26 protein-coding genes and 1 riboswitch are annotated in these 23,192 nt (G+C 47.0%); of the genes, 19 read left to right on the top strand and 7 right to left on the bottom strand.

Annotated features, from left to right (window positions below):
* The first annotated feature begins 8 nt into the window (after nucleotides 1-8).
* Nucleotides 9-227 carry a helix-turn-helix domain-containing protein gene (locus LCM29_RS10820; RefSeq protein ID WP_012727632.1) on the top strand — a complete coding sequence of 73 codons (219 nt, stop codon included), beginning with the start codon at nucleotides 9-11 and terminating at the stop codon, nucleotides 225-227.
* Between the two features lie 84 nt (nucleotides 228-311).
* Nucleotides 312-998: a DUF975 family protein gene (locus LCM29_RS10815; RefSeq protein ID WP_224862709.1), complete on the top strand. Its 687-nt coding sequence runs from the start codon at nucleotides 312-314 to the stop codon at nucleotides 996-998.
* Nucleotides 999-1,129: 131 nt separating this feature from the next.
* Here LCM29_RS10815 and tnpB read toward each other — a convergent pair whose 3' ends face one another.
* A complete protein-coding gene (tnpB, locus tag LCM29_RS10810) occupies nucleotides 1,130-2,218 on the bottom strand; it encodes an IS200/IS605 family element RNA-guided endonuclease TnpB (RefSeq protein WP_224862707.1) in 1,089 nt (362 codons plus the stop codon).
* Between the two features lie 272 nt (nucleotides 2,219-2,490).
* Between tnpB and LCM29_RS10805 the strand changes: the two genes are divergently transcribed.
* The 6 genes from LCM29_RS10805 to LCM29_RS10780 all read left to right on the top strand — a co-directional run bounded on the left by LCM29_RS10805 (nucleotide 2,491) and on the right by LCM29_RS10780 (nucleotide 8,478).
* A complete protein-coding gene (locus LCM29_RS10805; RefSeq protein ID WP_224862705.1) occupies nucleotides 2,491-3,432 on the top strand; it encodes an NAD(P)/FAD-dependent oxidoreductase in 942 nt (313 codons plus the stop codon).
* A 70-nt stretch (nucleotides 3,433-3,502) separates the two neighbouring features.
* Nucleotides 3,503-3,976, top strand: coding sequence for a YfbM family protein (locus LCM29_RS10800; RefSeq protein WP_214875134.1), 474 nt, complete (start codon nucleotides 3,503-3,505; stop codon nucleotides 3,974-3,976).
* Between the two features lie 111 nt (nucleotides 3,977-4,087).
* Nucleotides 4,088-4,531, top strand: coding sequence for a MarR family winged helix-turn-helix transcriptional regulator (locus tag LCM29_RS10795; RefSeq protein ID WP_214695082.1), 444 nt, complete (start codon nucleotides 4,088-4,090; stop codon nucleotides 4,529-4,531).
* A 3-nt stretch (nucleotides 4,532-4,534) separates the two neighbouring features.
* On the top strand, nucleotides 4,535-7,189 hold the full coding sequence (locus LCM29_RS10790) for an MMPL family transporter (RefSeq protein WP_224862703.1): 2,655 nt from the start codon (nucleotides 4,535-4,537) through the stop codon (nucleotides 7,187-7,189).
* A gap of 105 nt (nucleotides 7,190-7,294) precedes the next feature.
* Nucleotides 7,295-7,579, top strand: coding sequence for a putative quinol monooxygenase (locus tag LCM29_RS10785; protein ID WP_224862701.1), 285 nt, complete (start codon nucleotides 7,295-7,297; stop codon nucleotides 7,577-7,579).
* 14 nt (nucleotides 7,580-7,593) lie between these two features.
* Entirely contained in the window at nucleotides 7,594-8,478 is an 885-nt protein-coding gene (locus LCM29_RS10780) for a VOC family protein (RefSeq protein WP_224862698.1), read from the top strand.
* Nucleotides 8,479-8,513: 35 nt separating this feature from the next.
* On the opposite strand, the gene LCM29_RS10775 is transcribed toward LCM29_RS10780, so the two are convergent.
* The 3 genes from LCM29_RS10775 to LCM29_RS10765 form a co-directional block, all read right to left on the bottom strand.
* Nucleotides 8,514-10,331: an LTA synthase family protein gene (locus tag LCM29_RS10775; protein WP_224862696.1), complete on the bottom strand. Its 1,818-nt coding sequence runs from the start codon at nucleotides 10,329-10,331 to the stop codon at nucleotides 8,514-8,516.
* 87 nt (nucleotides 10,332-10,418) lie between these two features.
* The gene (locus LCM29_RS10770; protein ID WP_224862694.1) at nucleotides 10,419-10,817 is read right to left on the bottom strand and encodes a VOC family protein; all 399 of its coding nucleotides are present in this window, start codon (nucleotides 10,815-10,817) and stop codon (nucleotides 10,419-10,421) included.
* Nucleotides 10,817-11,239 (bottom strand): VOC family protein, encoded by a 423-nt coding sequence (locus tag LCM29_RS10765; protein ID WP_224862692.1) that lies wholly within the window; start codon nucleotides 11,237-11,239, stop codon nucleotides 10,817-10,819. The genes LCM29_RS10770 and LCM29_RS10765 overlap by 1 nt, the downstream gene beginning before the upstream one ends.
* A 118-nt stretch (nucleotides 11,240-11,357) precedes the next feature.
* Between LCM29_RS10765 and LCM29_RS10760 the strand changes: the two genes are divergently transcribed.
* Nucleotides 11,358-11,834 (top strand): GNAT family N-acetyltransferase, encoded by a 477-nt coding sequence (locus LCM29_RS10760; RefSeq protein WP_224862690.1) that lies wholly within the window; start codon nucleotides 11,358-11,360, stop codon nucleotides 11,832-11,834.
* Nucleotides 11,835-11,862: 28 nt separating this feature from the next.
* Here the strand turns inward: LCM29_RS10760 and thiW are convergent, their stop codons facing one another.
* The 3 genes from thiW to LCM29_RS10745 form a co-directional block, all read right to left on the bottom strand.
* Nucleotides 11,863-12,348: an energy coupling factor transporter S component ThiW gene (gene thiW, locus LCM29_RS10755; protein WP_074035388.1), complete on the bottom strand. Its 486-nt coding sequence runs from the start codon at nucleotides 12,346-12,348 to the stop codon at nucleotides 11,863-11,865.
* A gap of 66 nt (nucleotides 12,349-12,414) precedes the next feature.
* A riboswitch (TPP riboswitch) is annotated at nucleotides 12,415-12,514 on the bottom strand.
* A gap of 45 nt (nucleotides 12,515-12,559) precedes the next feature.
* The gene (locus LCM29_RS10750) at nucleotides 12,560-13,300 is read right to left on the bottom strand and encodes a hypothetical protein (RefSeq protein WP_224862688.1); all 741 of its coding nucleotides are present in this window, start codon (nucleotides 13,298-13,300) and stop codon (nucleotides 12,560-12,562) included.
* Between the two features lie 73 nt (nucleotides 13,301-13,373).
* A complete protein-coding gene (locus LCM29_RS10745; protein WP_224862686.1) occupies nucleotides 13,374-14,066 on the bottom strand; it encodes a hypothetical protein in 693 nt (230 codons plus the stop codon).
* 95 nt (nucleotides 14,067-14,161) lie between these two features.
* On the opposite strand from LCM29_RS10745, the gene LCM29_RS10740 reads away from it, so the two are divergent.
* The 10 genes from LCM29_RS10740 to LCM29_RS10695 all read left to right on the top strand — a co-directional run bounded on the left by LCM29_RS10740 (nucleotide 14,162) and on the right by LCM29_RS10695 (nucleotide 23,138).
* The gene (locus tag LCM29_RS10740) at nucleotides 14,162-15,082 is read left to right on the top strand and encodes an AAA family ATPase (RefSeq protein ID WP_214785161.1); all 921 of its coding nucleotides are present in this window, start codon (nucleotides 14,162-14,164) and stop codon (nucleotides 15,080-15,082) included.
* A 2-nt stretch (nucleotides 15,083-15,084) separates the two neighbouring features.
* Nucleotides 15,085-16,137: a DUF58 domain-containing protein gene (locus tag LCM29_RS10735; protein WP_224862684.1), complete on the top strand. Its 1,053-nt coding sequence runs from the start codon at nucleotides 15,085-15,087 to the stop codon at nucleotides 16,135-16,137.
* Between the two features lie 64 nt (nucleotides 16,138-16,201).
* Nucleotides 16,202-16,741 carry a DUF402 domain-containing protein gene (locus tag LCM29_RS10730; protein ID WP_224862682.1) on the top strand — a complete coding sequence of 180 codons (540 nt, stop codon included), beginning with the start codon at nucleotides 16,202-16,204 and terminating at the stop codon, nucleotides 16,739-16,741.
* Between the two features lie 49 nt (nucleotides 16,742-16,790).
* On the top strand, nucleotides 16,791-17,921 hold the full coding sequence (locus tag LCM29_RS10725; protein ID WP_224862680.1) for a tetratricopeptide repeat protein: 1,131 nt from the start codon (nucleotides 16,791-16,793) through the stop codon (nucleotides 17,919-17,921).
* A gap of 11 nt (nucleotides 17,922-17,932) precedes the next feature.
* Nucleotides 17,933-18,367 carry a GNAT family N-acetyltransferase gene (locus LCM29_RS10720; RefSeq protein ID WP_224862678.1) on the top strand — a complete coding sequence of 145 codons (435 nt, stop codon included), beginning with the start codon at nucleotides 17,933-17,935 and terminating at the stop codon, nucleotides 18,365-18,367.
* A 174-nt stretch (nucleotides 18,368-18,541) separates the two neighbouring features.
* Entirely contained in the window at nucleotides 18,542-19,945 is a 1,404-nt protein-coding gene (locus LCM29_RS10715; protein WP_224862676.1) for an AAA family ATPase, read from the top strand.
* Nucleotides 19,935-20,849 (top strand): hypothetical protein, encoded by a 915-nt coding sequence (locus LCM29_RS10710; protein ID WP_224862674.1) that lies wholly within the window; start codon nucleotides 19,935-19,937, stop codon nucleotides 20,847-20,849. The genes LCM29_RS10715 and LCM29_RS10710 overlap by 11 nt, the downstream gene beginning before the upstream one ends.
* Nucleotides 20,850-21,048: 199 nt before the next feature.
* Nucleotides 21,049-21,492 carry a MarR family winged helix-turn-helix transcriptional regulator gene (locus tag LCM29_RS10705; RefSeq protein WP_224862673.1) on the top strand — a complete coding sequence of 148 codons (444 nt, stop codon included), beginning with the start codon at nucleotides 21,049-21,051 and terminating at the stop codon, nucleotides 21,490-21,492.
* Nucleotides 21,493-21,519: 27 nt separating this feature from the next.
* Nucleotides 21,520-22,512 carry a ring-cleaving dioxygenase gene (locus LCM29_RS10700; protein ID WP_041917956.1) on the top strand — a complete coding sequence of 331 codons (993 nt, stop codon included), beginning with the start codon at nucleotides 21,520-21,522 and terminating at the stop codon, nucleotides 22,510-22,512.
* Nucleotides 22,509-23,138: an NAD(P)H-dependent oxidoreductase gene (locus LCM29_RS10695; RefSeq protein WP_074035419.1), complete on the top strand. Its 630-nt coding sequence runs from the start codon at nucleotides 22,509-22,511 to the stop codon at nucleotides 23,136-23,138. Before LCM29_RS10700 ends, LCM29_RS10695 begins: the two co-directional genes overlap by 4 nt.
* Nucleotides 23,139-23,192: the final 54 nt, after the last annotated feature.

Below are 23,192 nucleotides of genomic sequence, written 5' to 3'. Positions count from 1 at the left end.
TGAGAAAAATGGCGATGATTGTGAATCTAGATGTGATGTTAGCGAAGCGGAAAATGAGTGTGACAGAGCTGTCGGAACGGGTCGGGATCACCATGGCGAACTTGTCGATTTTAAAGAATGGAAAAGCGAAAGCGATTCGTTTTTCGACGCTCGAAGCAATTTGTGAAGCGCTCGACTGTCAACCGGGGGACATACTAGAATATCGAGCGGACGAACGAGCAGAGTGAATCTCTGCTTTTTTTGTGTGAACATGAAACGTATTTGAACGATATAGCGTATATAAGATAAATCATTCAGGGGGAGACTAGAAAATGGTTCAAACATGGACAGAACGGACACACGAAGCAATCAATGGGAAACGAGGTCTACTGTTAATCTGGTCGTTTCTCTGTGCCGTTATATTAGAATTTAGCGCATTGCTCGATCCGACACTTTACGGGGCGAAAGCCGATTCAGTACAGGCGATTGTATTCCTTTTAAGTACAATTGTTGTATCCTTCATGCTATATCCAATCATCATTGGGTATCACTGGGTCATTCTTTCCATCATTCGCGGACAAGACGCGCAGTTTCGTGATGTGTTTCGACCGATGAAAGAACGATTTGGTAAGCATGTGACGGCAGTCATCCTACTAGCCATCTTCCAGACGCTTTGGACACTATTGTTCATTGTTCCAGGAATCATGAAGTTCTTCTCTTACGCGTTCACGTACTTTATTTTGCGAGATGAGCCGGCATTATCGGTCAGAGAATCGATCACGAAGTCACGCGCGCTGATGCATGGTCAGAAGTGGGACGCATTTAAACTAATTTTGCCGTTCATCCCGATTTATTTGATTGGCTTCACGTTATTTATGGTCGTCAATTCGGTTTTACTTGCCGCATTATCATTATCGATTGCGACAATCCTCATTCGTCCATTCGTCGTTGCGCGTTTCGCTGTCATGTATGAAGACTCGCGTCGGGCGTACGACGAACAATGGAACAAACCAGCCTGAAGCATAGTGAACTACTCGCCACTTATTTGCTTCGCAAATTGAAGGGGGAGCTTCTTGGGAAGACCGTGCTCTTACCAGCCACGATTGTTTACCAAGCTCGTCGGGTGGTTCCCACCCTGAAGGAATTCGTTTTAGTTTGCCAACATCAACAGGTTGATGCTCGCGTTGATGTCACGGTCATGATGCGCGCCGCAGGCACACGTCCATTCACGGACATCCATCGCCTTCTTCTCGCCTTTTACGCCGCAAGTGGAACAGATTTGAGTGGATGCGAACCATTGATCCGCCTTGATGAGCGTCCGTCCGCAGAAGTTTGATTTGTATTCGAGTTGACGGACGAACTCGTACCAACTGACATCTCCGATGGACTTCGCCACCTTGTGATCCTTCATCATGTCCTTCGACTTCAATGTCTCCACGACGATGACTTGGTTCTCGTCAACGACCCGTCTTGACAGTTTGTGAAGGAAATCCTTGCGTTGGTTGGCAATCTTTTCGTGTTTCTTGGCCAAAAGTAATTTGGCCTTTTCACGATTTTTACTCCCGATCTTCTTTCGCGACAGCGCCCGTTGCGCCTTCTTGACCTTCGCTTCGGATTGTCGAAGGAAACGTGGGTTTTCGATTTTCTCCGATACCATCGCGTCGTTCGTCATGACGGCGAAGTGTCCCAGACCGAGATCGATCCCGACCTTGTTCTCGGCTGGGATCCATGGTTCATCGTCCTGTTTGACGAGGATGGAGACAAAGAACTTGCCCGTCCTCGTCATCGAGACCGTCGCCGACCGGATGACGCCCTCGAACGGGCGATGTTGTGTGAACCGCACGAACCCGACCTTCGGCAGACGGACCTTGCCCGCCTCGATTCGGATCGTGCCGTGCTGGTTGTTCGTCGTGTAGGAGGCGCGCGCCTTTCGTCTCGACTTGAACACCGGGAAGCCGGCCGTCCCGGCGAAGAACTTCGCGAACGCGGTGTCGAGGTTCAGCTTTGCGTTCGCGAGCGCGAGGCTGTCCGCCTCGGCGAGGAACGGGAACAGGGGCTTGTAGGAGGCGGGTGTCGCCGGTTTCCGTCTCGTTCCGCTCCCCGTTTTCGCCTCCTCGCGGATGGCGATGCGGTCCTCGAGCAGCTTGTTGTAGATGAACCGGGCGCAGCCGATCGTCTTGATGAGGAACTCGGCCTGTGCCGGCGTCGGGTGGAGCCTGTATGTGTAGCCTTTCAGCATGTCCGTCCCTCCTCCCTCCAGAAGATTGTGATGTGTCCTCCTCATCCGATACCCGTGGAGGGGGATGGAGAATCTGACGGAATGACGAACTTTTGTTCGTCATATCTGTCACAGGGAGAGAAGACTATTGGACCGGGCGATTCATCTCCCGCCTACGCTGGGCTACGCCCCGAGACGCTTAGAGGAGAGAGAATTCTCGCCTGATTTAGTTAAATAGAGGTTGAAAGGAATGAGCATGCTACAATCTTCATGAAGGAAAGGGGAAATGCTGAATGAAGATTGGAATCATTGGGGCTGGTCTGAGCGGAATCATCGCAGCGCGTGAACTCGCACGTCGAGGTCATACGGTTGAATTGATTGAAAAGAGTCAAAGCGTCGGGGGACGTTTGGCGACTCGTCGAATCGGTGACGGACAAGCGGATCACGGGGCCGTCTATTTCACCGTACGTGGGGAAGAGCTCAAACGCGAGGTACAGTCGTGGATGAGTGCGAACTGGGTGCGTGTCTGGTATGCGGATCCTTATCCGCGATACGTGGGGACGGATGGTATGAATGGACTCGCCAAGCATCTTGCTGAGGAATTGACGGTACACTTGAATGAACATGTGGAGCACGTTCACATAGAAGAGGATAGTACCATCAGCGTGAAGACAGATGTGACGAGACGTTCATACGACCAAATCGTGATGACGGCACCGCTTCCGCAATCGTTCGAATTACTCGGGAGTTTGGTTAATCAGGTCAAACCTTCCTTGCGACGTCTCGTGTATGCGCCGACGTTCGTCGGTCTCTTCGAATGTACGGGTGATGTACAGATTGGGGAAGATGGGATTCTCGATCATGACCTGACACCTGGATTGTTGAAGGTGATCAATAATCAGCAAAAAGGAATCACTGCGACCTCGCTCATCAGCGTCTATATGGAAGAAGCGTGGAGTGAGGAGTGGTATGAGCGACCGGAAGAGGAGACACTTACAGAGGTCGAGCGGTTATTCCGAGAGGAAGTTGGCGATATCGACATCGTGTCACGGCAGTTGAAACGGTGGCGCTATGCGCAAGCGAAAGACGTGTGGCATGAACCGTTTTATCGGGTAAGCCATCATCCCATCTATTTAGCTGGCGATATCTTTCTTGAAGCGGATGATCCATCCGGACGAACTCGATTTGAGAGTGCCTATCTATCTGGTCTACGTGTCGCCGAGGCAATCGTTTAAACCTTCTACGGAAGGTTTTTTCGTTTTGATGACGAATAGACAGACAAACGAACTGGAGAGGGGCACTCATATGGGGATGATTGGAACTTACTTGCGAGTAACAGATGATGAGTTGGCGCGGCTACTTGATGAACCTGATTATTTCGAGGAATTGTACACGTACGAGGAAAGGCAGTCGGATATCGATAAAGCGTGGCACGGACTGTACTTTTTGCTAACCGGAGAAGCGGACTTGGACGACATTGACCGTCACTCCCTCGGGAGAACGATTTTCGGCGGAATGGTAATCGAAGAGGAAACAGGAACGGCCTATTTGACGTCATCAGAAGTGAAAGACTTAGCGACCCGACTTCACTATATCGAACGAGATGCCCTTGAATCACGTTATGACGCGACGAGGATGAATGCGCATGAACTTTACCCATTCGAGAGAGGGTGGGGAAGTGAGGAAAAGCAATACTTGCTCGAACAGTTCGAGGAATTGAAAGCGATTTTTTTATCCGCGTCACAAAAGCACAAAGGGTTGATTACATGGATCGGATAAAATACGACTGATGTGCTGCGCCGATAGGATTCTCCTTATCGGTTTTTTTATTTGACGTTATTTAGTTTAGGGCATAAACTATAACCATCTAGTTTAGGGGGTAAACTAAAAATGAAAGCATTGATGCGCGAAGCCGTGCAGTTATTTGAAGAAGTGATGTTCCATGGGACGGAACATGTCATCGAAGCGATGGAAGGGGATGTCTGGCGTGAGTATTCGCGTGAACAACTCCAGCTCTTAAAGTTGCTCGATCAATTTGGACCGACCCCTGCTGGGCAATTGGCACAAAAGCAAGGTGTCCATAAAAGTGCGGTCTCGAATCGACTCAAAAAACTGGTCGAAAAAGAACTTGTCACGAGTCGACGTGGCAAGGATCAGCGCGAACGTTTGATTGAATTGACCTCAGAAGGAAAGCGGCTCGTCGAGGAAGTGGACGGTGCCGTCTATCGATATGTAGAATCCCTCATCGATGGAGAAGTAGACGAAATTGAAATTGAGCAATTTGTCCGGACGTTCCGGAAAATAAAACAATTGCTCCGAATCGGGGAGGAATAACGCGTGCATAAAATCATTCAATGGCGTTGGGGAATTCTCATTTCCCTCATCGTATTGACGGCGGCACTATTTGTCGTAGCGCCGAACTTAACAAAGCAAGCAGAAGAAGCTGGTAGTTTTCAGCTAGCGGACGATATGGACTCTCAGCGTGCACAAGCGATTTTAGATGAAGCCGGGAAGAGTGATAAAACCATCTCGCTCGTCTACGAGTTCGAGTCGATTGGCGAAACCGAGCGAACGGATGTCGCTCGTGTCATCGAAGAGCTTAGACAGAATGAAACGGTCGTGACGGATGTTCTCGATCCGTTTGAAAGTGAGGAGACAGAGGCACAGCTCGTCTCAGAAGACGGACGCATCGTCCTCGTCCCAATCACGGTCGAAGGTACGACAGAAGAAATCAATGCGTTTGCTGATGATGTCCGTGAAAACGTGCTTCCTCAAGAGGAAACAGTATATATCACTGGGGAAGAAATCATTAACAATGATGTGAACTTGAGTGCCCAAGAAGGATTGAAAAAGACGGAAATCATCACGGTCGTATTGATTTTTGGATTGTTGCTCCTCGTGTTCCGTTCTATCGTGACACCGTTCATTCCACTCATCGCGGTCGGCTTCACGTATTTATTGAGCCAATCGTTTGTCGCGTTCTTTGTGGATTGGTTCGGATTCCCGGTATCGAACTACACACAAATATTCCTCGTGGCCATCTTGTTCGGGATTGGGACAGACTATTGTATCCTACTTCTTAGCCGTTACAAAGAGGAGCTGAGTGCGGGACATGCGATTGAAGAAGCAATCGTCAACACATACAAGACGGCAGGGCGGACGGTCTTGATCAGTGGGCTCGCGGTCTTCGTCGGTTTCGCGGCCATCGGATTTGCAGATTTTCCAATCTTTAAATCAGCCGTCGCCGTCGCCGTCGGGATTGCGGTGTTGCTGTTGATTCTCTTCACGGTCGTCCCATTCTTTATGGCGACGCTCAAGCAACGACTGTTCTGGCCATCGAAGAAAGCAGGCGAGCATCATGATAGCAAGCTCTGGGCTGGATTGAGTCGATTGTCGGTCAATCGCCCGTTCGTATCGATTTTGGTCGTTGGATTGATCACGGTGCCAGTCCTGTTCACGTATGACGATGCCCGTTCGTTCAATACGGTCGATGAGATTGGAGACGGGTACGATTCGGTTCGTGGATTGAATTTGATTTCAGAAGGGTTCGGTCAAGGGGAATCCCTTCCGGTACAAATCATTTTGAAACAAGATCAAGCCATCACGGAATCGGAAGTTCCATACATTGAAATGTTCGCAAGTGAGCTCGAAAAAGTCGATGGAGTGAACGGTGTGCGTGCGCTCACACGCCCGACTGGTGAAGTCATCGACGATTTCTATGTCGACACGCAACTCGGTGAACTCAGTGAAGGTTTGTCTGACGCACAGACGGGTCTCGGTGATGTCCAGGCTGGATTAGATGAAATTGAGCAGGGTCTAAACGCGGTCGTCGGACAATTGCCAAGCGGTTCAACCAATGCCGGGGCACCGCTTGCAGAAGCAGCAGCTGGGCTGAATCAGTTAAATAGTCAACTTGGCCTCATTGGGCAAGGATTGACAGCGACTCAAAATATTCCTGCTGCAGTCGGACAACTCGGTCAAGTGTCGGCAGGGCTCACACAAATCGAATCGGGCATCAGTGAAGCTGCCTCCGCATTAAATGCGCAAGGATCTCAGGTTGGTGAACTTAGTACCGGACTATCGCAACTCGCGACAGGTGTCGGCGAAGCGAACGAAGGATTAGGACAAATCGAGTCAGGCCTCGGCGAAGCGGTTTCGTTCTTGCAACAGTTGAGTGAAGCAGATTCGCTCCGTGAGACAGGCGTCTATCTTCCGGAAGGGACACTCACATCAGATGAGTTTTCACCTGCTGTCGAACGCTACGTCTTTGACGAAGAAACGGCGACTCAGCTCGAGGTGGTACTAGAGATGGATCCATACTCACCAGAAGCGATTGATGTCGTCGAGACGATTAAAGAGACGATGGATCGCTCTGTGACGGGGACACCATATGCAGATGCGACCATCGGATACGCAGGTATCTCAAGCATCAACAGCGATTTGAATGAAACGTCAACGAACGACTTCAATCGGACGGTAGCCATCATGCTCGTGACGTTATTCATCGTCTTGACGGCATTGTTCCGCTCGATGATCATGCCGCTCTATATGATTGCTTCGCTTCTCTTGACGTATTATACGTCAGCAGCAATCACAGAGCTAATCTTTGTGGAAGGTCTTGGCTATGACGGAATCAGCTGGGCCGTTCCGTTCTTTGGATTCGTCATGTTGATTGCACTCGGAATTGACTATTCCATCTTCCTACTGGATCGATTCCGAGAAGAGACAATCAGTGGGAAGACGGTCCGTGATGCGCTCATCTATTCGATGACGAAGATGGGTACCGTCATTATGACCGCTGCAGTCATCCTCGCCGGGACGTTCGGCGCCATGATCCCGTCAGGTGTACTTAGTCTCGTTCAGATTGCGACCATCGTGATTACTGGTCTGTTGCTATACGGATTGATTGTATTGCCACTCTTGATTCCAGCCATTACGATTTCATTTGGTGATGGTGTTTGGTGGCCATTCCGACAAAAGAAAAAGTCATAAGTAGAAACGGATGTCTCGTATGATGAGATATCCGTTTTTTTGGGGATAAATTGCGGTGGATTCGGGAACAGAAAGTCAGGTCCATTATCGAAGGAGGAAGACTGTATGGAAATTGTCATTACTGCAATCTTGAAAGCCCATCCTGGTAAAGAAGAAGCGTTACGTGAGGCGTTGCATCGTGTGATTCCACCGTCACGAGCGGAAGAAGGGTGTCTCGCGTACGTTCTTCACGAAGCAATCGATGCGCCAGGAACGTTTGTCTTCTATGAAAAATATCAAGACGAAGAAGCGCTCGATCACCACATTCATTCATCGCATTATCAGACGTATCGTGATGAAGCCGGGGAACTTCTCGCCGTACGTGACGTCTATCGTTTGCATGAAGTCTGAAAGGAGACTTTCTCATGATTACGCAACCTGTGATCCCATGTATTTGGTTTGAGGAGAATGTCGAGGAAATCGCCGAGTGGTATGTCTCCATCTTTCCAGATTCGTTTGTCGATTATACGACGACATTTTCAAGCTCGCCAGCAGGCGAGACGACGATTGTGACGTTATCGCTCGCTGGACAGTTCTTTCAGTTACTCGGGGGAGGCACGACGAAAGAACGAAATCCGTCCATTTCCTATATGGTATCCCTCCCGACAACAGAAGAAATCAATGCGCTGTGGGAACGATTATCTGACGGAGCGGAGATTTTAATTCCATTAGATACGTACGACTTCAGTCAGCGTTACGGGTGGTTGAAAGACCGCTACGGGGTTTCTTGGCAAATTATGCATGATGGGGGGATGGACATTCAGCTCGTGACGCCATGCCTCTTGTTTGTCCAGGAAGCATTCGGTCGCGCCGAGGCGGCGATGAAAGATTGGATTTCCATTTTCAAAGATTCGTATGTACTGGACGGTCATACGGTACGATACACGGAAGAAGATGGCGACGAGCTCGACGGGAAAATCAACTATGCTCGCTTCGTCTTATCCGGTCGAGAATTTGTCGTGATGGACAGTAATGAAAATCATATGTTTTCATTTAATGAAACACAGTCGCTCATCGCTTTTTGTGAGACACAAGACGAAGTCGATACGTACTGGGAACAGTTATCGGCTGTACCGGAAGCAGAGGAGTGTGGATGGCTGAAAGATCGCTATGGCGTTTCGTGGCAAATCATTCCGTGGGAAATGGAAGAGATGATGACGGTCGGTTCGCAAGAGCAGATTGAACAAGTCGTACAGGCGTGTCTGCCCATGAAAAAACTCGATATCGCGACGTTGCGTAAAGCTTACTAAACAAACCTCCCGAGACTAATAGCTCGGGAGGTTTTTCATGGACTCATTTGTGAGAGGGCATCTTTCTCGATGATAGTATCCGAGAGACGGAGCTGGCTGGCCGCACGGTCGATATATGGGGCGCATCGATCGAAGGCGACCGGTTTTTCCGTCTCAACGGAATAGCATGTGCCGTTTTCTGCTCGTTCGCTCAAGTCTGGTTTATAGTAATTGTCTTCATATCGGAAAGCACCCGTCCGAAAGACGGTCAGATTCGGCGTATCATTCAAGAGGGAGTCGCCAAGCATATATGCCGGAGAAATCCCAAGTAAGTCAAGAATCGTCGGTGCGATATCGATTTGTCCACCGCTCGCCTCCATGACTTCCCCTGTCGTCAATCCAGGTGGTTTGATGAAGAGAGGGACAGCACGGTCGAGTTGAAATGCGTCAACTGTTGAGTCCACTTCTTCGATGGTAGCCATTTCTTCTCCTGGTGACGTAAGACCGCTATCATGGTCACCATACATGACGAGAAGCGTCTCATCCCACAGCCCATCTTGTTTCAATCGTTCGATGAACTGACCGACCGCGGTATCGACGAAATGAACGGTATGGTAATAGTTTTCGAGAAGCGGGTCGTCAATTTCTGACAGGTCCAATCGCTTCTCGTCCTCCGGAATGTCGTAAGGTGTATGACTCGTCAATGCGACTAAAAACGCATAGAACGGTTCATCCAACTCTCCCATGAATCCGACTGACGTATTCAAGAAATCTTGATCGTTGAGTGCCATCCCGATGATGCCTTGGTCGGGGTAGTCTTTGTCGCTAAAGAAATGATTGAATCCGATATTGTCATAAAAATCATCCCGATTCCAAAAGTCTTTACGGAAGGAGTGCATGGCTGCCGTATCATAGCCCGCCTCGTTCAAGGATTGAGAGAGCGCACTGAATTGATTTCCCGGGAAACGTGTGTACACCGAACCGGATTTGACAGGATATAGTGACGTGTTGACGATGAACTCCGCATCGGATGTCCGCCCCTCATGCGTCTGATGATACACGTTCGGGAAATAGAGCATGTCACGTCGCAGTCGGTTCAAATTCGGTGTCAATTCCTGTCCATTGATGCGTTGATCGATGACGGAAGTTTGGAACGATTCGAGTTGTAGCACGATGACGTTCGTATCCGGACTCGGGGCACTTAATTCCTGATAAGAGAGTGCTTGAATTTGAGAACGCTCCTCGTCTGTCAGGACTTCGTTCCATCCCATGGCACGTTCGACACCTCTGGCGACATCCATCGCGTGATAGCCCCAAAAACCGAGATGATAATATTCACGCATATTCGAGATCGGGTCGTCTGCAATCCATTTTTCCCCGCGCTGATAACTGAGGGTGAGCGGAATCGTGAAGAGAAGAAATCCGAGAGTGAAGCCGGCGAGCGCCAATCGTCTTCCGTTCCGCTTCGCTTCACGGACAGGATGCCGTTTGATGTAACGTAAAATTAAACCGTAAATAATGAGGTCGATGAAGAAGAACGCATCAATCGGGCGGATGAGCGTCAAGAAGCCACCCCCGACATCTCCCATCTGTCCGATATCAGACAGTAAGGCGACAGATAATAAGTCTTCAAAATAGCGATAGTACCAGATGTCCGAGACGAGTAGGGTACTATGCAGGAACAGAGAAACGTATAAAATCCATCGGCGAATCGGGTAAGACACGGCAAGTGCCCAGCTCGTCAGGAGCAGAATCGTCGCCAAATTGATGAGGAAAAACGAGAAGTCGAACGCCGTCGCGGTCAACCAGCTAAAAAAGAAGAGCTTTGCCAGGGAGAGTGACAAGTAGCTCCAATAATCGAGATATTTGATCATGAACAACACATCCTTTTCATACCCATTCCCGATGAGACGAGTGAGGGAAACGTGAAGATGTGTCCAACAAAAAAGAGGCACAGGGCCTCAGTTAATCAGAAACGTATCACGCAGTTCGATGATGGTTCCTTCCGGTGCTTTCAATTTACTTAAATGACCGTCGACGACGAAATAGATGTTGCCACCGTGCTTTGGCAAGAACGTGACGCCTAGCTGTTCGAGTCGTGTGACTTCCGCTTCGAGATCATCCACATAGAGGGCGAAATGAACGGGACCGGCCGCATGTTTCGAGTAGTCTTGTAACGTTTCATCCGTTTTAGCAGTCTGGAGCTCGATATAAAAATCCCCGAGCTTGAGCCAACTATTGAAGTCACGCGTATGGAAGTTTGGCGATTCTTGGACGAGTTCAAAACCGAGTGCTTCGTAAAATGACTTCGATGCGGCATAATCTGGTGTTTGAATACAGATATGGTGAATTTGTTTCATTAAGACTTTCCTTTCGTTTGTAGGTTGTTCACGCGATCGCGATGGAACGGGGAAGTCACATCTTCCGAGATAAGACTGATCGTATGTCCATCCGGGTCCACTACGTCAAAACAGGACATGCCTCCGAAATCGTGAAGCGGTGTCGCAATCAACCCTGCTTGTTCGAACGATTGATACGCGAAATGAATGTCTTCACAAATGACGTTGAAATAGACATGGGCTTGTCCTGACGCATCTTTGAACGTTGCGGGTTGCGGTGACGAGGTTTGGATCAATCCGAGTTGAGTCGAACCGTCTGGTAGACACAAACCGATGCCTCCTTCCCAGCGACCAATTTCTTTGGCATCAAAATAAGTTGTATACCAGTGTAGGGACTGTTCTACATCTGATACGGGAATGAAAATACTTCCGATTCGGAACATGTGATAACCTCCTTTTCTCTTATTAGTGTAGCGAATGCATGATCTCGAAGATACGGGGGAAGAAACTTTTTACGGGAGAAAGCGTATGAAAGAGAGAGAAAATCAATGAGGTGAAAGCATGAAAGGAAATGAAATCACGATTCAGCCGATTGATGCATTCAATCGAGAGGCAATCATTACTCTATCAGTGGACGAGAAACAGTCCCGATTCATCGAGACGAATGCCGAGTCGCTTCAAGAGATGGTCGAGGATACGAAATATAATTGGCAGAGCTATGCATTTTATGACGGTGAGCGACCGGTTGGCTTCATGATGGTCGGAGCAGAAAATCAGACAGAACGTTATGTGTGGCTCGATCGTTTCATGATGGATCAAAACGAACAGGGGAAAGGCGTCGGGACGAAGTGTCTACGCATCGCAGTGGAATTTATCCAGACAGAGTACGATGTGGATGATATCATTCTGAGCCTCCATCAAGAGAATGAAGCCGCGAAACAATTTTATGCGAAGAACGGGTTTGTCGACAGCGGCTTAATCGATGAATCGAATGGCGAAGCAATCTGGGTCTTTCACACAAAAAACCGACCGTCATGAGTCGGTCGGATTCCTAAATCAAAATACGTTATTTGAGTGTGCTCGGTCGCAACTGTTTGACACGTGATAAGACGAGCCAACCGAGAAGCGCGCCTGTCAAACTAGAAGCAAGGAACGCTGGAACGAAGAAGAAGGCACCGAACGTCGAACCCATCAACAGTTTCGCATACGGGACGGCAATCAACGAGGCGATGACACCAGTTCCGATGATTTCTCCGAGAGCGGCAGCATAGACGCGATTCGTGCGAACGAAGAACATACCAGCAAGAAATGCACCAATCATGCCACCGGGGAACGCGAGAAGTGACCCTGTGCCGGTCATGACGCGAATGAGTCCGGTCACGAATGCGACGAGAACGGCTCCGATTGGGCCGACGGTGACTGCGGCAATCACGTTCACCATATGCTGAATCGGATAAGCGCGGGCGACACCTGTGGGAATCGAGATGAACATTGAGCCAACGACGGCGATGGCGACGAGCATCGCCATCCAAGTGAGTTGTTGAATACGCATGAATAGTCTCCTTTCAAAATAAAAACGCCACGTTTCCAGACGGAAAAATGGCGTGGATATACAGAGGCGTATCCCAAGCCACTTCCCTACGCTGGTATGAGCCAGATCAGGTTCAAAGGGTCCGGCAACATGCCGTCTCAGCCCGAAGGCTCCCCTAGTGGTCGATTATTGACTTGAGTATAGCATAACTAAAATCGGAAGGGGGACGGAATTACCCCTCATTCTTGGCTAACAGGTCCTCATAGTCCTTCTCGTTCCAAAAGAGCGGTGAGATGGATTCGGGACCTTTTAAAATTTCTCCATCTTGATCGTATACGATGGCATACCCGCCTTCGACATCGAACACGAACAAGTCGGCAGTCACTTCGGTCACGCCATTGCCGGCGATAATCACATCGTCAATTGGTTCTCTTGAAAGTTCGACACCCGCTTCATCGAGTTCGACGAGGAGGGCTGACGTATACGCATGGCGGTCATAGACGGATTGAAATTCATCCTGCGTAAGGACAACATCAGTAGGCGGGGCACTCGTGCCGAATTTCCGATTCTCAATCTCTTCGACGTATTGAAGGAAAGACTCCTCTTGCCAAAACAGCGGAGCGACCGACTCAGACCCATTGATCACCGTCCCGTCCTGACTGTCGAATACCGTGGCATACGTCCCGTCATCGAGTTTGAACGGATAAATATCTGCATATGTGTGCTCAAGCCCGTTTCCGGCAATGATGACGCGTTCGAACGTCTCGCGGAACGGTTTGATGCCTTGTTGCTCGAGCGCAGCGAGGAGTGGTTGTGTTTGTTCATATTGGTCATAAACGTCTTTAAAGTCTTCACGTGTCCATTCGGTGATGGGTTCATCCGGTGATTCGATTGGAATCGGATTGTCTGCCACTGTATCCGTACAACCCGTCAGTAAAAGTGCACTTAATCCGAATATTGCCCATCGTCTCATGATTTCATCCCCTTAACTGACATTTTCCACCATTTTATCATTCATGAATGAAAAGTAGAACCTGTGCACATTCTCACTCGGGGTGAGGACGTGTCGTATAATGATCGAGTGTGTGCTTAAAGTGGAGTGTGTCTTCTGCAGAAATCGTCACACCTGATGAGGTGCCGTAGCGAACCGCATGATAAACGGACGGGTTCATCGGTAAATCGATGCGTTGGAACCACTCTTGCAGTGTCTCATGAGCACGCAATCGCTTGGATGGTACGAGAGATTGGTTGAATGTGATCAGTGCATCGCGAATCGGGACGTTCGTGAACGCTGTGAGCGTCGAAACGGACGAAGCGTTTTCGTGTTGTAGCGATTCGACAAGCGGGTCTGTGCTTGAATCAGCATGATCTCGTGCGCGCGCCAAACGTCGTTTCCGTTTTCGATAAATATAAAAGGACAGACAACCGAGCGCAATCAAAGCGACCAATAAACCGAGATTTCGTCGTGTGGACTCTCCAGAGCCCGTAAATCTCTCAAGAGGTTTTTTTTTTCCTTTTTGAGGATCCAATTCAAACGGGTAATCTGCTTTGGATTCACCGATTAAAATTCCATCATCCTCATCCGATAGGAGATCAGTCGGGGGACTATTATTTTCCTCGACCGGTATCGTTTCCGGATTATAGAGCCATTCGAATACACTCGTCGCAACCATCATCATCGTAAAGGTGACGAGGAGTGTAGCGGCAATCATGAGAAAAAACTTGTTCGTCCAGCGCAAGAAGATACCTCCTTTTTGAATGTTCAGACTATTTGTTGTTTATCTTACCATAAAAAGGTAAAGTTTGAGTAAGACAAAAAAATGGAGGTCATTTTATGGGCATGGAACAGGTCATCAAACAGTTGAACGAGGTGTATTTAGGCAAAGAGGATGTCGTACGTCTCTGTTGTACGGCGTTACTCGCGGAAGGACACATTTTGTTAGAAGATGTGCCAGGAACGGGGAAAACGTTACTGGCCAAGACGATTGCAACTAGCTTCGACGGCGCGTTTTCCCGGATTCAGTTCACGGCCGATTTGTTACCGTCTGACGTGATTGGCGCAGATTATTTCAACATGCAGACCCAGACGTTCGAGCATCGACAAGGACCAATCTTTGCGAATATCGTCTTGATCGATGAAATCAACCGAGCGGTTCCACGAACGCAGTCCGCCTTGCTCGAGGCGATGGAAGAACGGCAAGTCTCCATCGGGGGAGAGACGTATCCGATGCCAAAACCATTCTTCGTCATTGCGACGCAAAACCCGATCGAATCGGCCGGGACGTTTTCGTTACCGGATGCACAGCTCGACCGCTTCCTCATTTCGATTCCGGTCGGTTACCCTGATGTCGCGGAAGAGCGGGAGCTCCTCTTACAAGTCATGCGTCAAACACGGAAAATCGTGGAGGCGGTCGCGACGTTAGACGAGTTACGCCGTGCACAAGAAGAAGTGAAGCAAGTATCGATTCAAGATGACGTCCTCGATTATTTACTCGGGCTCGTCCATGCGACACGAGAACACCAATCTGTCGAGGTTGGTGTCAGTCCACGAGGAGCCATCGCGCTCATGCGAGCGTCTCAAAGTTATGCCTATCTGAACGATCGATTGTATGTCATTCCGGAAGATGTGAAAGCCGTGGCACCTTATGTATTGGCACATCGCCTGACGTTGACGCTTGAAGGAGGCATCAAATCGACGAAACAGGACATCATCCGTTACATCTTAGACACCGTTTCTGTTCCGGTCGAGGGTTGACGATGACGTTCTCGACACATAACGCCCTACAGAAACAATGGATCCCGGTCTACGGATTCGCCGGAGTGATTCTCGTATTTGTCCCGTACATGGAGATTGTCGGGTATGCACTTTGTTTACTTGCGGGCATCGTCTGGTTCTTCGAACGGACGCGGAAACAGTTGGAACAAGCCCTTCGTCTTCATATACATACGCACGAGTCTCTTCTGTTCGTCGGGGATGAGACGGAAGTGCAGGTGATGCTAGACGGAAGTGAAACCCTCGAGCGACTCGGGCTTCCCGTTCGCGTTCGCATGAAATCTAGTACAACGCTTAGCTTTCCAGACCACGATCGCTCCCCAAATAGTTTAGATATGACGTTACGGACGGATCAGGCCCGCCATGTGCTTCGTGTCCAGGCCGAATTTCGGGGACCGGCTTATATCGAAGAGTGTGTACTCGCTGTGACGCTCCCGCTTCATCTCGGGACGTATCTTCTTGAGTGTCCCATCGAGAAACGGTGGACGGTGCTGCCGTCCCTCACGTTACATCCTCCGGTCGGCACGAAACGATTGGCACTCGGTGACCGTCCTTTGACCGCATCGCCTCTACGGAATCCACTTCAGATTCTAGGATCGAAGCCTTATGAAGGAGAACCTGTCAAGGAGATTGACTGGGTCGCGACGGCGAAGCTCGGGCGTGTTCAGTCGAAAGTCTTTCAAAAGACATCACTCGATACGTTCACGTTCGCAGTCGATTTGAGTGGTCCGTCTGGCTACACGCTCCATCATGACTTCGAGTCGATTATCAGCCAAGTCGCGTATGTGACGACCCGACTCTTAAAAGAAGAGTGTAAAGTCGAGCTGTTCATCAACCGCTTCAACGGGGAAGGGAAGATGGAGCATATCTCTCTTCAAGAGGGAGAACGAGGTTCACGCCTCATCCTCATGATGCTGGCCGACCTCCATCCCGGGAACCGCTTCATCTCGACAGACGCATTCGTCCGCATGGTCGAGCGGAAACGGCTGAAGCAAAGCCATCTCGTCTGGTTCAATCAGCATAACCTGTACGACTAACAAGGAACTTTCCTTCTTCTGGCGAACTGTATCATACAGAGATGACCGAAAGGGAGAGATCCATATGGCAAAACGGAAGTATGCGAATCGACGAGACTGGGAGCGAATTTTAAAGAACCGTTATGCGCAAGCACACGTTCAGACGGAACAGTTTTCCGGGGTGGTTGCCTTATTCCAAATCGATGAGGTTCGAGCGCCACTATATAAAAAACACAGAGGGGAAGAATTTATTGTGGCGGATGCCGGTTTTAGTTGGCTCCAATATTTCCCGGACAATGAACCATTCGGTGTGACGGCGATGATCAATCCGGAAGGTGAAATCGTGCAGTGGTATATCGACCTCGTCGACCGGATCGGCGAAGAGGATGGCATTCCGTATATGGACGACTTATTGCTCGATATTCTTGTGTTTCCGAATGGGGATATCGTCAAAAAGGATGAGGATGAGTTTGAAGAGGCGACCGAGAGTGGGGAGCTGACGCCTGAACAAGTCGAGCGGGGATGGCGTGAGTTCGAAGCGACGCTCGAACGAATCGAACGTGGAGACTTTGTCTACTTTGATTTGGCAAAAGGACATTACGAACAGTTAAAACAAAAGCTATGAGCCGATTCACTCTCTCTGCTACAGTAAGAGCGTAGAAGGGGGAGTTTTTATGAAACAAATTGAAATCGAGACGTGGGCGCGACGTAAGCATTTTGAGTTTTTCAAATCGTTTGACGCACCGCATTTTAACGTGACGGCGAACGTGGATGTGACAAATCTCTATACATATTCGAAAGCGAGCAATCAATCGTTCTTCAAACTCTTTTTATACGGTGCAGTGAAAGCGGCGAACACGATTCCGGAATTGCGGTATCGGATCCGTGGAGAAGCGGTCGTCGAACATGAGGTGGTCCACCCATCGTTCACCGTCATGTTAGACGAGGATGTCTTCAACTTTTGTGCGGCTACGTTCCATGAGGATTTACCAACGTTCTTACAAGAAGTGACGATGCGGATGGAGCGAGCTGCCGATGAAGTCGTGGTTGGGGATGACGAGCCCGACGACTTACTGTATATCACGAGTGTGCCGTGGGTCACGTTCACAAGCATCATGCACCCGACGCATCAGCAACAACATGACAGCGTCCCGCGCATCGCCTGGGGCAAGTTTGAGCGTCAAGGAGAGCGTCTAAGGATGCCGTTATCCGTTCAAGCCCATCACGCACTCGTTGATGGCGTGCATATCGGCAAGTATTATGAAGCGCTCCAATCATGGTTAGATCAAGATTTCGCTCAGGAGGTGACCGACGTGACAGAAGAAAATGAGTTTAACCGAGCAGTACGCCTCCGTGAAGAGGGACAACTCGAACAGGCGAAGCAACTGTTCTTATCGCTCTTACGGAAGGATGAGAAGAATCCGAGACTTCATGCATACTGTGCGTGGTGTTATGACTCGCTCGGGGAAGAACGTCAAGCGGTACCGCATTATGAGCGGGCCATCCGACTTGGGTTAACCGGGGAAGAGTTGGCGGAATCGTATCTCGGACTCGGTAGCACATATCGGGCACTCGGTCGATACGCGGAAGCGGAACAGTTATTTGCAGAGGCGATCGAACATTTCCCGAATCATGGGGCGCTCAAAGTGTTTCAGGCGATGGCTCACTATAACGTCGGCCGTCATGAAGAAGCGACGGGCGCGTTACTCGAGCTGCTTGCCAGTCCAAAACCGGACGAAAGCATCGCAAGGTACCGTCGTGCCATCGCGTTCTACGCACGGAATTTAAACGAAACGTATGAGTAAAGGAGAAGAATATGATTTCATTACGTCCGATCGATGCACAAAATTGGTATACATGCTGTCACTTGGTACTGAGTGAACAACAGCAAACATACATGGAGCCGAATGCGATTTCGTTACTTCAAGCGATGTACGAACCGACGTTACGCCCACGCGCGATTTATGAGGAAGAGACGATGGTCGGCTTCCTCATGTACAACACGGAGCCGGAAGAGTTGGATGCATGGTGGATTTACCGAATCATGATCGACCACGCTCATCAAGGTAAAGGAATCGGTCGACAAGCGACAGAACTGTTGCTTGAAGAAATCGGAGATGGCAAATCAATCGTCGTCGGCTACCATCCTGAGAACGAGGCGGCCCATCACTTATACGAAAGCTTAGGATTCGTTGATGAAGGACATCGATTCGGTCGTGAGATGGCCGTGATTCGTCGGAGCGAAAAATAAGGAAAAAGAGTACTTTTGGATCAAAATATACCAAATTAATTTAAAATAAACTTTAAAAGTGAAAAAATATACTTGTAGTATAAGAAAGTACAGACTGGTTTTATGACACATAGTAAAAGTCAATAATCCTAGTCGTTTTTTTATATCAAGTATGAAGATAAGGAGTAAATATAAATGATTAAATTGAAGAAAATTTCTATAAACGGCTTTAAAAGCTTTAATAGAAATTTAGAGTTAAGTTTTTCTGAGGAAATGATTTCAGTTATTTACGGGGAAAATGGGAATGGAAAAACAACCTTTTTAAAAATAATACATGCTCTTTTATCAAAAGATGAAAAAATCCTTTATAACGAAAAAGTTCAGGCGGTGACCATCTGGTACAAAGATGGCTTAAATGATCATAAAGTGAAGGTAACTTTAATTAAGGAAGATGAAAACTATTTAACTCTTGATTTAGCGAAACGAAAAAGAAAAAGAAATTTACATAGAAATAGTCGACAAGAAATTATGAATTATGATCTAGATAGTCGTACTGAAAGTACAACTTATGATTGGCATGAGTTCGATCAGTCATCTTTGCAGGAAGCGTCATCCATTCTTTTTGGAGTAAACAGAGGAACGCCCAAAAAATTTCAAATTGACGAAGATGATATAGTCCATTTCATTGCAAACGATCCCAATTACAGAGAATTATTTAAAAATTTACGAAGAGCAAGAGACTTTTCGCAAGAGTTGGCTCAATATTTAGTCAATTCTCAACAACGTAGAGTCATAAGAAATCAAACAAATAGAAATTTATTAAATAATGCTTCGAAAAAAAATGCTCATATTGATGATATAAATGTTGATACTATTCAAGAAATTATTCTGAAGCGATACAATACAGCTAAAAGGGTATCTTCTGAAAGAGTACAAAAGGCTTTGTTCGATACTTTATCTTATGCGATAAGACCTGAAAGAGAACAGAGAGGTGTTGATTATCGTGAGGATAGTAATTTTATAGACGAACTTTCAAAAAACAGGGAAAAATTATTCGAGGCCTTATCTAATGCTACAGAAAATCGTCTTAGAAATGAAATACTAAATATTTTGCAGATTGATGACCCTGAAAAAATAATGGCATTTTGTGCTGATAGTGAATTATTGTCAGACTTGTTATACCGTATGATTATCGAATTAAGAAAGGAAGAATATGTTCTCGAATCTATAAGTACACTTGAAGAAATATTTAATAGTCATCTTTCTAATAACAAGAAAATTAAAATTAATAACGATGAAATTTACATTGAAGTAAATAGTGATAAGCATTATTTAAACGAACTCTCAAGTGGAGAGAGACATTTGTTGACATTTCTAACTATTTTCCTGATAGAAGGAGCAAATAGAGATATTCTTATTATTGATGAACCTGAACTATCACTAAATATTAAGTGGCAAAGAGAAATCTTACCATTATTACACAAATTAACTCCTAATTCACAAATTATTGTAGCTTCACATAGTCCATCTATTGCTAAAAGAAATACCAACTATCTCGTTCAATTAAATCCACAGGAAGTAAACATCGATGAAGCATGATTTAGAAGAATGGATTACAGAGGCGATAATGTCTAATACTCCCGTTGTTGTTGTAGAAGGATACGATGATATTCAATTTTACGAGAAAATAATATTAGACTTGGGGAAAGAAATCAACGTCGAGGCCGTTGAAAATATCGAAGGGTATGGAGAAGGATCAGATAATGTGATCAAATTTATAGAAAATTTGCAACCGAAATTTGAAGAAAGATCTGATAATATAAGATATATTCTCGGTATTATTGATAAAGATGTTAGAGATTATAGAGAAGAGCTTCCTGATCCTAAATACGTAGGATTACTAATTTTAAAATATTATTCTCAAGAATCTCACTATATTACCAGAGAAAATGCTATTGATTTAATTTTAAAACTTACATCGGTAAGTAGTAAGTGTTTAAATGAAAAAATAGAAACCGAAATTGTGAAAGAGTTGACAGAAAATGACTTTAACGATTTATATTATTTTTCGTTAGAGGCTTTAAAAAATGCATGCGAGACTGGTTATGAAAGTGTAATTAAGTACAGTGATTCTGCCGATAAATTATTTGCGGAAAACAATAAACCTAGATTACTCCAGCAAATAAATTTGAAAAAGACAGATTTGGACGAATTCGCAAAAAGTAAAAATATCGAATTTAAAGATTTAAAGTATATAGCAAAAGGGAAATGGATATTAAATGTCTTTGCTAGGTATCTAATTAATAAAATTCCTCAGATTCAAGAACAGTGTGGGGTAACAGAGGGAATCACGTGTAATTTTTGTTCAATTGGGAATAATGCGAAATGTATGTGGAGAATGAAAAATAAATTTTCACATAGTCATATCCCGACTTTAATCTCTAATTTTTTGATTGATTCAGAAATAAGTTACATAAAAGATAGATTGAGTAGACTTGCATAATTACTTTGTTAAATTATCAAACCCTATAGTGGCTACATTTATATAATAGAAGCTAACTAGACCCGTTAAATAAATCTATAGTCTTTGACGGGTCTAGTAATTATGAGTTGACTCGAAACGATAACGGTGATATATTTATCTCGAATTAAAGATATTTGAATTTAAATTAATGGCTCTCTTGGACAAAGGAGGGAGACAGATGGAACCATCTGATGCATTAAAAACAATCACCGTGCTCTTGCGTGCCTCTCAGTCATTACAAGACCTGGTGAAACAGGAAGTGGCGTCTTACGGATTAAACGCGACCGAGTTTGCCGTACTCGAGTTTTTATATCATAAAGGAGATCAACCGATTCAAGTCATCGGAAAGAAAATCCTCCTCTCGAGCGGGAGCATGACGTACGTCGTAGACCGGTTAGAAGAGAAAGGGTATCTCGTCCGAAAAGCTTGTCCGAGCGATCGCCGCATCACATATGCTGCGTTAACGACTGACGGAGAGCACTTGATGCAAGATATTTTTCCGAAGCATACGGAGCATATGAATGCATTATTTGAAGGATTATCTCTGACAGAAACGATTGAACAGTTGAAACAAATTGGGAAGCGGGCAGAAGCCGCAAAAAAATTTAATCATGTATCTTGAAATCAAGATATAAAAGGAGAGAGAATGATGAACCACGTAAAAGGAATTCACCACGTCACGGCAATCACGAGTAGCGCCGAAAAAAACTATGACTTCTTCACCCATGTTTTAGGAATGCGCTTGGTGAAGAAAACGGTCAACCAGGACGACATTCAAACGTATCACTTATTTTTTGCAGACGATAAAGGGAATGCCGGTACAGACATGACGTTCTTCGACTTCCCGGGTATCCCGAAAGGTAAGCACGGAACAAATGAAATCGCGAAGACGTCGTTCCGCGTGCCGACAGATGAAGCGTTGACGTATTGGGTCCGTCGCTTCGACCGTCTCGGTGTCGAACATGAAGGGATTCAAGAACAGTTCGGGAAGAAGACGCTCTCGTTCATCGATTTTGACGAACAGGCGTATCAACTCATCTCAGATGAGTTCAACGAAGGGATTGCATCGGGCGAACCGTGGAAGAATGGGCCAATCCCGCTTGAGTACGCCATCACAGGGCTCGGTCCCATCTTTATTCGAATTGCCGACATCACGTATTTCAAACAAGTGATGGAGCAAGTGATGCTATTTAAAGAGATCGGGCGAGAAGGTGATGTTTATCTCTTTGAAGGAGGTGAAGGTGGAAACGGAGCGCAAGTGATCGTCATTCATGACGAGACATCTCCACAAGCGCGTCAAGGGTTCGGTACCGTGCATCACGTCGCATTCCGTGTCGAAGACCGGAGCGTCCTCGATGAATGGACAGCACGTCTCCAACAGTTCGGTTTGCCGACTTCTGGCTATGTCGATCGCTTCTTCTTTGAATCATCTTATGCGCGTGTCGCGCCGCAAATCTTGTTTGAGTGGGCGACGGACGGACCTGGATTCATGGGAGACGAGCCGTATGAGACGGTCGGTGAAAAGTTGTCACTCCCGCCGTTCCTCGAAGCGAAACGTTCGCAAATCGAGGCGATGGTGCGACCAATCGATACAGTCAGAAGCACGAAAACATTTGAGAAAGAATATGAGGGCATGAAATGAGTTTCTTAAATCGTTTGTTTGGAAAATCAGATGAATCACAACATAACCAAGGAGGAACTACTATGTTAAACATCGGAATCGTACTCGGATCAACTCGTGAAGGTCGCGTCAGTCCACAAGTCGGGGAATGGGTGAAAGAACTCGCCGACAAACGTGGCGATGCCAACTATGAAGTCATCGACATCGCAGACTACAACTTGCCGCTTCTCGGTGAAGCTGGCCAAGACGCATCAGGCGCAGCAGCTTGGTCGGAGAAAATTGCGCAAATGGACGGATTCATCTTCATCGTCCAAGAATACAATCATTCCATCTCAGCATCTCTTAAAAACGCACTCGACTACTTACGCGTCGAATGGAACAATAAAGCAGCCGGAATCGTGTCATACGGTTCTGTCGGTGGAGCACGTGCAACGGAACATTTACGTGGCATCTTGAGTGAATTGTCAATCGCTCACGTACGTGTCCATCCTGCACTCTCACTCTTCACGGACTTCGAGAACGGAACACATTTCGCACCGAAAGATGTGCAAGCACAATCGGTCAACGACATGCTCGACCAACTCCTTCCGTGGACGGAAGCGATGCAGTCAGTCCGTACGAAAGCCGGAGAAGTTGCAAACAATTAACAAATCGCGAAGCCAGCCTGAATTCAGGCTGGTTTTTGTGCGTTTTCAAGTTGA

It is taken from the genome of Exiguobacterium aestuarii, assembly GCF_020171655.1.
In the GTDB taxonomy this organism is placed as follows: Bacteria; Bacillota; Bacilli; order Exiguobacteriales; family Exiguobacteriaceae; genus Exiguobacterium; species Exiguobacterium aestuarii_A.
Note: the sequence above shows the minus strand (reverse complement) of the source record. Positions and strands in the feature narration are given on the sequence as shown.

Bases quoted from the DNA above. Each gene is read 5' to 3' on its own strand.
- LCM29_RS10820 (WP_012727632.1), top strand. From the start codon at position 9: ATGGCGATGATTGTGAATCTAGATGTGATGTTAGCGAAGCGGAAAATG.
- LCM29_RS10815 (WP_224862709.1), top strand. From the start codon at position 312: ATGGTTCAAACATGGACAGAACGGACACACGAAGCAATCAATGGGAAA.
- tnpB (WP_224862707.1), bottom strand. From the start codon at position 2,218: ATGCTGAAAGGCTACACATACAGGCTCCACCCGACGCCGGCACAGGCC.
- LCM29_RS10805 (WP_224862705.1), top strand. From the start codon at position 2,491: ATGAAGATTGGAATCATTGGGGCTGGTCTGAGCGGAATCATCGCAGCG.
- LCM29_RS10800 (WP_214875134.1), top strand. From the start codon at position 3,503: ATGGGGATGATTGGAACTTACTTGCGAGTAACAGATGATGAGTTGGCG.
- LCM29_RS10795 (WP_214695082.1), top strand. From the start codon at position 4,088: ATGAAAGCATTGATGCGCGAAGCCGTGCAGTTATTTGAAGAAGTGATG.
- LCM29_RS10785 (WP_224862701.1), top strand. From the start codon at position 7,295: ATGGAAATTGTCATTACTGCAATCTTGAAAGCCCATCCTGGTAAAGAA.
- LCM29_RS10780 (WP_224862698.1), top strand. From the start codon at position 7,594: ATGATTACGCAACCTGTGATCCCATGTATTTGGTTTGAGGAGAATGTC.
- LCM29_RS10775 (WP_224862696.1), bottom strand. From the start codon at position 10,331: ATGATCAAATATCTCGATTATTGGAGCTACTTGTCACTCTCCCTGGCA.
- LCM29_RS10770 (WP_224862694.1), bottom strand. From the start codon at position 10,817: ATGAAACAAATTCACCATATCTGTATTCAAACACCAGATTATGCCGCA.
- LCM29_RS10765 (WP_224862692.1), bottom strand. From the start codon at position 11,239: ATGTTCCGAATCGGAAGTATTTTCATTCCCGTATCAGATGTAGAACAG.
- LCM29_RS10760 (WP_224862690.1), top strand. From the start codon at position 11,358: ATGAAAGGAAATGAAATCACGATTCAGCCGATTGATGCATTCAATCGA.
- thiW (WP_074035388.1), bottom strand. From the start codon at position 12,348: ATGCGTATTCAACAACTCACTTGGATGGCGATGCTCGTCGCCATCGCC.
- LCM29_RS10750 (WP_224862688.1), bottom strand. From the start codon at position 13,300: ATGAGACGATGGGCAATATTCGGATTAAGTGCACTTTTACTGACGGGT.
- LCM29_RS10740 (WP_214785161.1), top strand. From the start codon at position 14,162: ATGGGCATGGAACAGGTCATCAAACAGTTGAACGAGGTGTATTTAGGC.
- LCM29_RS10735 (WP_224862684.1), top strand. From the start codon at position 15,085: ATGACGTTCTCGACACATAACGCCCTACAGAAACAATGGATCCCGGTC.
- LCM29_RS10730 (WP_224862682.1), top strand. From the start codon at position 16,202: ATGGCAAAACGGAAGTATGCGAATCGACGAGACTGGGAGCGAATTTTA.
- LCM29_RS10725 (WP_224862680.1), top strand. From the start codon at position 16,791: ATGAAACAAATTGAAATCGAGACGTGGGCGCGACGTAAGCATTTTGAG.
- LCM29_RS10720 (WP_224862678.1), top strand. From the start codon at position 17,933: ATGATTTCATTACGTCCGATCGATGCACAAAATTGGTATACATGCTGT.
- LCM29_RS10715 (WP_224862676.1), top strand. From the start codon at position 18,542: ATGATTAAATTGAAGAAAATTTCTATAAACGGCTTTAAAAGCTTTAAT.
- LCM29_RS10710 (WP_224862674.1), top strand. From the start codon at position 19,935: ATGAAGCATGATTTAGAAGAATGGATTACAGAGGCGATAATGTCTAAT.
- LCM29_RS10705 (WP_224862673.1), top strand. From the start codon at position 21,049: ATGGAACCATCTGATGCATTAAAAACAATCACCGTGCTCTTGCGTGCC.
- LCM29_RS10700 (WP_041917956.1), top strand. From the start codon at position 21,520: ATGAACCACGTAAAAGGAATTCACCACGTCACGGCAATCACGAGTAGC.
- LCM29_RS10695 (WP_074035419.1), top strand. From the start codon at position 22,509: ATGAGTTTCTTAAATCGTTTGTTTGGAAAATCAGATGAATCACAACAT.